Origin of the sequence: uncultured Veillonella sp. (assembly GCF_934190855.1) — a bacterium.
In the GTDB taxonomy this organism is placed as follows: Bacteria; Bacillota; Negativicutes; order Veillonellales; family Veillonellaceae; genus Veillonella.
This window is the reverse complement of record NZ_CAKPTN010000061.1, coordinates 1-9,187: the sequence shown is the minus strand read 5'-3', so window position 1 is coordinate 9,187 and position 9,187 is coordinate 1. Positions and strand designations below refer to the sequence as shown.

Below are 9,187 nucleotides of genomic sequence, written 5' to 3'. Positions count from 1 at the left end.
TGGGTAACCTTTGGTCATCACTTTGCAGCCATTGCAGGTGCGGGCCCTCTCGTAGGTCCTGTTATTGCAGCCCAGTTCGGGTATTTACCTGGTGCCTTATGGATCCTTATCGGTTCTGTATTAGCCGGTGCTGTACATGACATGGTTATCTTATTCGCTTCAGTTCGCTATGACGGTAAGTCTATTGCGGATATTGCTCGCGAAGAAATCAGTAAACTCGCTGGTTTCGGTGCTATGCTTGCTACTTTATTCCTATTGGTTATTACCCTTGCTGGTATGGCCGTAGTAGTAGCGAACGCATTGCATAACTCTCCTTGGGGATTCTTCTCCGTATTCGCTACAATTCCAATCGCTATTTTTATCGGTATTTATTTAAAATGGTTGCGTCCTGGTAAAATCCAAGAGGCTACTATCATTGGTGTAGCGTTAATCTTCGTAGGTATTATCTACGGTCCAAACATCGCGGCTAGCGAATATGCTTCTTGGTTCACATACGACTTGCAAACTATTGAAATTATGCTTGCAGTGTATGGTTTCTTTGCAGCAGCATTGCCAGTATGGTTATTGCTCGCTCCTCGTGATTATTTGTCTACATACCTTAAAATCGGTACAATTGGTGCCTTGGCTCTTGGTATTATCATCGTAATGCCTGAAATCCAAATGCCAGCTGTTACTCCTTATATCTGGGGTGGCGGTCCTGTATTGAAAGGTTCTGTATTCCCTTACATCTTCATTACTATCGCATGTGGTGCGTTATCTGGTTTCCATACAGTAATTGCTACAGGTACAACACCTAAAATGCTTACTAATGAAAGAGAAATCTTACCAATCGGTTATGGCGCAATGTTAACAGAAGGCTTCATCGCTATGATGGCGTTGATCGCGGCGACTGCATTGCATCCAGATGATTACTTTGCTATTAACTCCACAGTAGAATCCTTCAAAGCGTTAGGTCTTCAAGTTCATGAATTGCCAGCCTTGTCCGCAATGGTTGGTGAAGACTTGATGCACCGTCCTGGCGGTGCCGTATCCTTAGCAGTAGGTATGGCTCATATCTTCTCCAGATTGCCTAACATGGATCACTTGATGGGTTATTGGTATCACTTCTGTATCATGTTCGAAGCTTTGTTCATCATGACTTTGATCGATGCTGGTACTCGCGTAGGTCGTTACTTACTTCAAGAATTATTAGGTCATTTCCATCCTAAATTCAACGACCAACACTGGGCTCCTGGCGTATACGGTTGTGCAGCTTTGATTTGTATCTTGTGGGGCTATCTAGTTCTACAAGGTAACATCGGTATTATCTGGCCTCTATTCGGCGTATCTAACCAATTATTAGGTACTATGACATTGGCTGTAAGTACTACCGTTATTATGCGACTCGGTCGCAAACGCTATGCATGGGTTACAGGTATTCCATGTATCCTAATGGCTATCGTTGCTATTGCTGCAGACTTTGAAAACGTATTTAATAGCTATATCCCAGCTGGTAAATGGATCCTAGTAGCATTCAGTGCTGCCATGTTCCTCATGATTCTTATCGTATTAGTAGAAGCAGTTCGCAGCTGGATTCGCTTATCTAGCATTCCTCAAGACTATCGCACTCAAGAAGAAATTGAAGCTGAAAGCCTTGTAAAATACGGTAAAGAAGCAAAAGCTTAATATAATACCATAAAGGTTTTAGAGCTCCATCCATTTGGATGGAGCTCTTTTCTTTTTAGTAATGTTTTATAGCCTTATTATTTTAATAGATTACTGGAGCTATTTTATTTTAATGGGACGCCTTCATAACAAACGTTATGAAATGAGTGGCCCATACATAATGAGCGACTTAGCTCGCTTTGGAGCGAAGTTGTATGGGCCACTCATTTCAATATGTAGACCGATATGTTTCGGGGCCCCATTAAAATAAAATTGTCAACGTATCGTGATATAATAAGGCTATGAAACATTACATGCGTTCCTATTGGACAAAATATAAACAATTGTATAAGAAGGGCCTTACAGGCATTACAGCTTTTCTTGCCATTGGAGCGATTGTTTTCTTTGTATTGGCTACCATTGCTAGTCGCGGAATGGGCGTTATCTTTAACGAGGTTATGGCCCGCCAGACCATGATGCGCGGTACTGTTACTGTGGAAAGTTTATCTGCCACGCCGTGGGGAACGCTATCCTTTACTGATTTAGTGTGGACAGATCCCGATGGGCGAAGGCTAGTAACAGTTCCTAGCGGTAAAATACGAGTTAACATGTGGGATGTGGTGACGCACAACTTTAAATCCTCTGCTATTAATGGTATAGAGCTAGATGATGCGGTCATCGTCGTCGATTTGGATGAAAATAATCGAATTGACTTCGTTCCGCCATCGCCTGATGTAAAGAAACCTCTGAATGAGGTAGCGCCACGCCCTAAGGTGCCTAGAAAGACTACTCAAGAGCGACAAGAGGAGTTAGGTAAACGGGTACGAAACTTTAATTGGGAGGGTCAACATTTAGACCTAACAATTAAGTTGCGAAACAACCAACTTGAGATTTTTGATCGCAATCGTCACTATGTGATGAAGGATGTAAATGCTAGGATAGTCCTAGATAGTAATCGTGCTATACATATCGATATGGAGACTGGTAAATTTGGCGGTACCGCTATTGGTGATGGACTTGTTTTAAAGGGCCGAGTAGACTTAAAGGATGTGCTAAAGCATCGCATGCCTCAGCTGGACCTACAGTTTGATGTGAAAGGCGTAGATCCATCATCCCTTGGCTTCGGTGAAAATATTCATGATGCCATGACCTTGCTTACAAAGGTAACGGGGGATTTTAATAGGCCTTTTGCTAAAGGTCGTGTAACGATGCCTATTTTACGGATTCCTGCATTGACCTTTGATAATGTGGTAGGCGATGTGACATACCAAGACGGTATATTGAACTTCTCTAACGTCAATGCCAATGTGTTCAACGGTAAGCTAGATGCGAAAGGTGTTTATAATTTGGACACTCGTGCCTATACGATTACTGGCGTAGCAAAGGATTTAGATAGTAGTGTGGCTCTTAAAACACCAGAGTTCCTCGTCCCTGTATCTGCTAATTTGAACTTTAAAAGTGAAGGCATGCCTCGCGATATGGAGGTGTGGGGTAATTTCTGGTCCGGCGATGGGCACTATATGCTTATACCGATTCAAAGCATTACAGGGAACTTTCACAATAAGGGGCGTCATTTGTCCTTTAGTGATGTGAAAGTCAATACGAGGATTACTACGATTTTCACGAATGCGTTGCGTATTGATGATGGGCAGCTTACGATGGGGCCACTCAATATTACGTCCCATGGGGGTAGTAATTTTATTCTCTATGATGAAGATTCCTTTGATGAGATAGATGAAAATATGGACCGAATTAAAGAGGGCATGAAGCAAGCTAGCGATAATAGTAAGCGTGCCTCGGAGTCTGCAAAAGGCCTTAAAGGTGTCAAGGTGCCTGACGATGTAAAAGAATCTATGAAAGATTTGAAACGTCAAATGGATTCTGTAAAAGATAGTGTTGAAAGAGTCAAAATTAATTGATAAATGAAATGTTGATGATGTTTACAACGATTCATTGTGCATTTAAATAACAGGTTTATAATAAATCTAGGTTATCAGAATTTTTGATGATCGTGCATTTCTTTTAGTATTTGCTATGGAGGTTTTTATGAAAGCATCTAAACAATTATCTATCGTTTTGGCAGCCACTGTTCTTGCGTTTGGCGTAGCTACATTGGCACCTCAACAAGCGGACGCTTCTTATGGCTATAAATATACTGATTCCCAACGTCCACCAGTATCTACTCCAACAGGTTATGTTAATCCATCCATGGGTTCTACAGTAACAGTTACAGATCCTGCACCTACTACTAATACAAACAAACTTATAGCACCTGTAACTAATAATAAAAATGTTACAATTGAAAGCGTTAACACGCCTAATGTAGCTCCTAAATATTCCGATTACAATGATATTGCAGCATACTCTGTAGCAGTAGCTGACTATTTCATGGCGAAAATCATGGCTATATATGGTAATGGTAATACAGCACTTAACCGCTATGGTTTCGGTAGATAATTTACTTGAAATAAACCATTTTTAGTTACATTTACAGAATAAAAAGGTCCCTTGTGGACTGTACACCTTAAGATTATATCTTGTAGGGGAGCAGTCCATAGGGGACCTTTTGTTGTATCCGTATGGATTAACGATCTAAGCCATTTCGACGTTGGTATTCGGATTTTTCAGTAGCTTCTGTATCTGTTGTAGTTACAGAGTCTTTAGCCAATGTTTTTTTGATTTTAATAAGCGGTTTTTCTGTCGCTTTTGGATCTACTTTCTTTACATCCTTTTGGGATGGCGGTAAGAATGTACTGAGGTCGTTATTGTGAGATACCTCTGTATTTGTAGTAGACGCCAATTGTGCACGTTGAGGGGCGATGAAGATTTCATCTTTTGTAATATTTACTTGGTTCAATAATAATTTGAACACTTGTGGTTTTACAAAGATAGTGCCGTCTACCTTACGTGCTGCTGGCAAGAAGGATTCAGATGTATCAAGGTTGATAACCTTTAATTTGCCGTGGCGAATCACATCGGCAGAGTCTGGTTGGATTGCTAATGTAGCAATGCTCATATCTACCAACGCTGTTTTAGTAGGTTCGTCCCATGCTACTTTATAGCCCAATGCTTCAGACACTTGGCGCAATGCTACGAGCGGTTGACCATCTACATAGATTACATTTTGTTGGCCGTTGATTGGCTCTACAACTTTACCATCTACATTGATATGGTGTGCCGTCGTTACAGATGCAGGCTTTTCAAGATTCATAGCGGGACCTGGATTCTCCATGCCAATAGCCGCCTGTGCAGGTTGTGCCGTGCCAAATGTGAAAGCTAATGCACCTACAGCGATGCTAGATAAAATAAGCTGTTTTAATTTCATAAGTGACCTCCATAAGGTGTTATATTGTTCTGAATAAACTAACATTACCAAATGTATATGAATATTTTATTATAAACTTAAATTTTACACAATCTAAATAAGGGATTTGGTTAGGATGATTAAGAATATTTTATATCTATTGGGAACCAGTATATAATTGATAGAAAGAAAGGATACTGTTAAATTATGAAAGCTATTAAGTCTTTATGAAGAATATGCTTTTACCTTTGATGAATTGCATGAGAATGTAGTGCTTTAGTTAATTCCTTATATGCTATAATTAAGTATTACATGAATTATTCAATATATTTAATGATAGAGTTTATAGAAAGAGGTTCCTTATGGCATCCGGCAGAACTGAAAAAGAGTTACAAGGGGTAACGATGTTAGGTCACAAGACCGATTACCCAACTGATTATGCACCACAGGTGTTAGAGGCGTTTGATAACAAACACCCTGATAATGATTACTTTGTTAAATTTAACTGTCCTGAGTTCACTAGTTTGTGTCCTATGACAGGGCAACCAGACTTTGCCACAATCTATATTTCTTATGTGCCAGATAAGAAAATGGTTGAGTCCAAGTCTTTGAAATTATATCTATTTAGTTTCCGCAATCACGGGGACTTTCACGAGGACTGCATCAATATCATCATGAAAGATCTTGTGAAGTTGATGGATCCTAAATACATCGAGGTATGGGGCAAGTTTACGCCGCGCGGTGGTTTGTCCATCGATCCATACGCAAACTATGGCAAGCCTGGTACAGAGTGGGAGAAGACTGCAAAAGAGCGCCTTCATTTCCACGACATGCAGCCTGAGCGCGTAGCATACCGTTAATATGGTATATGAATATATAACAATGGGCACATCGTTCATAATGTTTTTTATGATCGGTGTGACTTTGTCTATACACCCTGCAGCGATTATGGTAGGGGCGAATACCTATATAGAGACACAAAATAAATGGACACGTTGGAATGGATATATAATCTTTGTGCTGCTTCTATTTATTTTGGATGTTTTCTTAACAAATGCGGGATATCTAGCCTTTTACGATGTGTATGGCAACCTTTCAAGCATCGGCCATCTCAATGTTGATTTTATGGATATGTTCTTTAGTGAAAGTTTCCAAGTCGTTGTAGCTGTCTTATTTTTGCTCGTCCTATTCCAAGTTTTGGGCCTCGTTGATGTGGCCCATGGTGAAAGAAATCTATCTTTTCACTACAGCCAAGTAGAGGTTGGCAAGGAGCAACCATCTTGGATGGAGCGATACATGGACGGCGAGAAGGGCTCGCTGGGGGCAAGTATAATAGGACACCTATACATGCTGTGGATGACTAAGAGGAGTATGTGGACATATGTTGTCTGCGTTGTGTGGCTTAAGGTGCTAGCTATGCTAGTAAATGTGCTAGTTTCGCCTGTTATCAACCGCATTATGCATATGGATAATGAATTATCTACACATGTACTGCTAGATCCTTATATTATGTCCTATCTAGTGGCAGGCTTCCTCTGGGGTCATGTTGCGTTGCATCATGACTTAAGTAAAGCATCTAGATTGGCAAAGAGCATTGTTTTATCCTTAGTTCCTCGTCTGACCGTATTAGTTGGAGCAGTTCTCTTTATCGTACTAGCTCTTTCTATCATATTCGTGCCTATCACATGGGATGCAGTGGTCAACGTGCTTACAAGTAAATAGATAAACCTAGTTATTTCCTGTATTTTTGGGGTTTTAAAAGCTATTCTCATTCTCTTGACAATGGATTGATTCAAGTGTTAGAGTATGGTTGTATTTATGGGAATGCATAAACGTTTATACCCAGTATATAGTGAGTAACAAGGTGAAACACATATCGTCCTTGGGATATTCCTGAGGACGATTTTTATCATCTGTCGCTAGAGGGAGGATCAGATGAGCATAGTAACAAATCAAACTACAGAACTTATTGGTAAAACACCGGTATATCAATTACAAAACACAAATATTTATGTAAAACTTGAAAAATATAATGTAGGTGGCTCTGTGAAAGACCGTGCCGTTCTTGGCATGTTGCAAGACGCTAAGGAAAAAGGTCGCATCCATGAGGATAGCATTATCGTTGAGGCTACAAGTGGCAATACGGGTATTGCTCTTGCCATGGTAGGTGCTATCTTGCATATTAAAACTGTAATTATTATGCCTGAAAGCATGAGTAAAGAGCGTCGTGAACTTATCAAGGCTTATGGTGCACAGCTCATCTTAACGCCAAAAGAAACAGGCATGAAAGGTGCTCTTGAACGAGCAAACGAAATCTTAGAAAAATATTCTAATGCTTTTACATTAGGCCAATTCGTAAATCCGGCGAACCCAGATATGCATTACCGTACTACAGGCGCTGAGATTGTAGAACAGGTACCGAATGTAGACGTATTTGTGGCAGGTATCGGTACAGGTGGTACTTTCACAGGCGTTACTAGACGCTTGAAAGAGCACAATCCGAATCTAAAGGCCATCGCAGTGGAACCAACTGGGTCTCCGGCGATTACAGAAGGCAAGGGTGGCCCTCACAAAATCCAAGGCATTGGGGCTGGTTTTATTCCTGAAAACTTTGATCAAAGCTTGATGGACGGTGTACAAACTATAAGCGATGAAGAGGCCTTTAGTGAAGTACAGACCTTTATGCGTGAAAGCGGCATTTCCATCGGGCTTTCAGCGGGGGCAGCCATCGTAGCAGCAAAGCGCATTGCTCAAGACATGCCAAATGCGAATATCGTTGTCATCGCGCCAGATGGGGTGGAAAAATACCTATCTCTCTTAGATTTTGCAAATAATGAATACGTAAAGTAACGGATTTCGCATAGATAAAATATCTTATGTATAGGAATACAGACCATATATGTTGTATACTATATACTATATATGAGTAGAGTTATTTGAGATGGAGTCACTATGATGCAAGGTTTGCGCGAATTATGGGGCAAAATTCAATATAATATTAAGCGCGTAATGGATTCTGACCCAGCCGCAACAAGCGTGTGGATGGTTATTTGGACGTATCCGCATATTACAGCCTTATTCTGGCATTTCTTTGCGCACCGCCTCTATAAGGCGGGGTGGCCAACCTTGGCGCGTCGTGTGGCCCTACATTCTCGTCACGTAACAGGCATTGAAATTCATCCAGGTGCAACGATTGGCCGAGGCCTTTTTATTGACCACGGCATGGGCGTTGTTATTGGTGAAACAGCCATCGTAGGTGATAATGTAACCTTGTTCCATCAAGTAACGTTAGGCGGTATGTCCTCTAAGCAGGTGAAACGCCATCCAACCATTGAAGACGAAGTACTCATCGGTACAGGCACGAAAATCTTAGGTGATATTACTATCGGAGCACGTACAAAAATCGGTTGTAACCTCGTTATTAAACACGATATCCCTAAAGACATGGTTATCTTTGAAACAGATCCAGAAAATATGTATGTCCGTAAACCTCGTCGTAGTGGCAGTAAAGGTAACGTTGAGGAAAAGAAAATTCCTGATGATTACATAGAATACTATATTTAATATAGTGGGATATAATCGTATGTAATATAGAATTATAGAACCTCTAACTACTAAATGAACTAGTAGTTAGAGGTTTTTTACTTTTATAAAAAGAATATTCAAAAAAATCGATTTTATTGTTGACAAGGAAAATCATTATTGATATAATTTATTTGTAATCAATACTGATTACAAATTAAATAAACGAATTGATGGCATAGAAGCCGACTTGGTTTATTCTGCTTTTTGAATAAACTGTAATTGAGAATTAAATGGAAAAAAGGAGAATTATCATGAAAAACTTACAACAATTAAACCAATATTTAGCAGATCTTTCCGTATGGAACGTAAAATTACATAACCTACATTTCAACGTAACTGGTCCACAATTCAAATCTATCCATGAATACTTGGAATCCATTTATGATGAAGCCTTTGAATACTTTGATGCAGTAGCAGAACATGTAAAAATGCAAGGTCAATTCCCATTGGTAAATTCCGCAGAGTATGCAAAATTGACTAAAATTGAAGAATTGGGCCAAGAGGATATCCCTCAAGCAAAAGTAATTGATATCCTTCTTAAAGACTTCAAATACATGAACGATCAAGCTGTAGCAATTCGTGCCGCTGCTGATGAAGAAGGTGACTTCTTGCTCGTAAGCATGATGGAAGATCACGTTGCGTACTATGTAAAAC

Annotated in this window: 9 protein-coding genes; 8 read left to right on the top strand and 1 reads right to left on the bottom strand. The window is 40.1% G+C overall.

Translation table 11 applies throughout. The annotated features are described in order from the left end of the window. The 3 genes from Q0F90_RS04990 to Q0F90_RS04980 all read left to right on the top strand — a co-directional run. The coding region (locus Q0F90_RS04990) for a carbon starvation protein A (RefSeq protein WP_296003920.1) at positions 1-1,665 on the top strand (1,665 nt) is incomplete at its 5' end. 281 nt (positions 1,666-1,946) lie between these two features. Further along, complete coding sequence (locus tag Q0F90_RS04985; RefSeq protein WP_296003918.1) at positions 1,947-3,563, top strand: membrane biogenesis protein AsmA; 1,617 nt, start codon at positions 1,947-1,949, stop codon at positions 3,561-3,563. Positions 3,564-3,690: 127 nt separating this feature from the next. Next, positions 3,691-4,101, top strand: coding sequence for a hypothetical protein (locus Q0F90_RS04980; protein ID WP_296003916.1), 411 nt, complete (start codon positions 3,691-3,693; stop codon positions 4,099-4,101). 127 nt (positions 4,102-4,228) lie between these two features. Here Q0F90_RS04980 and Q0F90_RS04975 read toward each other — a convergent pair whose 3' ends face one another. Further along, a complete protein-coding gene (locus tag Q0F90_RS04975; protein ID WP_296003915.1) occupies positions 4,229-4,969 on the bottom strand; it encodes a copper amine oxidase N-terminal domain-containing protein in 741 nt (246 codons plus the stop codon). Between the two features lie 341 nt (positions 4,970-5,310). On the opposite strand from Q0F90_RS04975, the gene queF reads away from it, so the two are divergent. From queF to Q0F90_RS04950, 5 genes are all read left to right on the top strand, one after another. Further along, positions 5,311-5,808 carry a preQ(1) synthase gene (gene queF / locus Q0F90_RS04970; protein ID WP_296003913.1) on the top strand — a complete coding sequence of 166 codons (498 nt, stop codon included), beginning with the start codon at positions 5,311-5,313 and terminating at the stop codon, positions 5,806-5,808. A gap of 49 nt (positions 5,809-5,857) precedes the next feature. Next, positions 5,858-6,670 (top strand): hypothetical protein, encoded by an 813-nt coding sequence (locus tag Q0F90_RS04965; RefSeq protein WP_296003912.1) that lies wholly within the window; start codon positions 5,858-5,860, stop codon positions 6,668-6,670. 213 nt (positions 6,671-6,883) lie between these two features. Then, positions 6,884-7,798 carry a cysteine synthase A gene (gene cysK, locus Q0F90_RS04960; RefSeq protein ID WP_296003910.1) on the top strand — a complete coding sequence of 305 codons (915 nt, stop codon included), beginning with the start codon at positions 6,884-6,886 and terminating at the stop codon, positions 7,796-7,798. A 102-nt stretch (positions 7,799-7,900) separates the two neighbouring features. Beyond that, positions 7,901-8,512: a serine O-acetyltransferase EpsC gene (gene epsC / locus Q0F90_RS04955; protein ID WP_296003908.1), complete on the top strand. Its 612-nt coding sequence runs from the start codon at positions 7,901-7,903 to the stop codon at positions 8,510-8,512. Positions 8,513-8,784: 272 nt separating this feature from the next. Further along, the coding region (locus tag Q0F90_RS04950; RefSeq protein ID WP_296003906.1) for a DNA starvation/stationary phase protection protein at positions 8,785-9,187 on the top strand (403 nt) is incomplete at its 3' end.

Bases quoted from the DNA above. Each gene is read 5' to 3' on its own strand.
- Q0F90_RS04985 (WP_296003918.1), top strand. From the start codon at position 1,947: ATGAAACATTACATGCGTTCCTATTGGACAAAATATAAACAATTGTAT.
- Q0F90_RS04980 (WP_296003916.1), top strand. From the start codon at position 3,691: ATGAAAGCATCTAAACAATTATCTATCGTTTTGGCAGCCACTGTTCTT.
- Q0F90_RS04975 (WP_296003915.1), bottom strand. From the start codon at position 4,969: ATGAAATTAAAACAGCTTATTTTATCTAGCATCGCTGTAGGTGCATTA.
- queF (WP_296003913.1), top strand. From the start codon at position 5,311: ATGGCATCCGGCAGAACTGAAAAAGAGTTACAAGGGGTAACGATGTTA.
- Q0F90_RS04965 (WP_296003912.1), top strand. From the start codon at position 5,858: ATGATCGGTGTGACTTTGTCTATACACCCTGCAGCGATTATGGTAGGG.
- cysK (WP_296003910.1), top strand. From the start codon at position 6,884: ATGAGCATAGTAACAAATCAAACTACAGAACTTATTGGTAAAACACCG.
- epsC (WP_296003908.1), top strand. From the start codon at position 7,901: ATGATGCAAGGTTTGCGCGAATTATGGGGCAAAATTCAATATAATATT.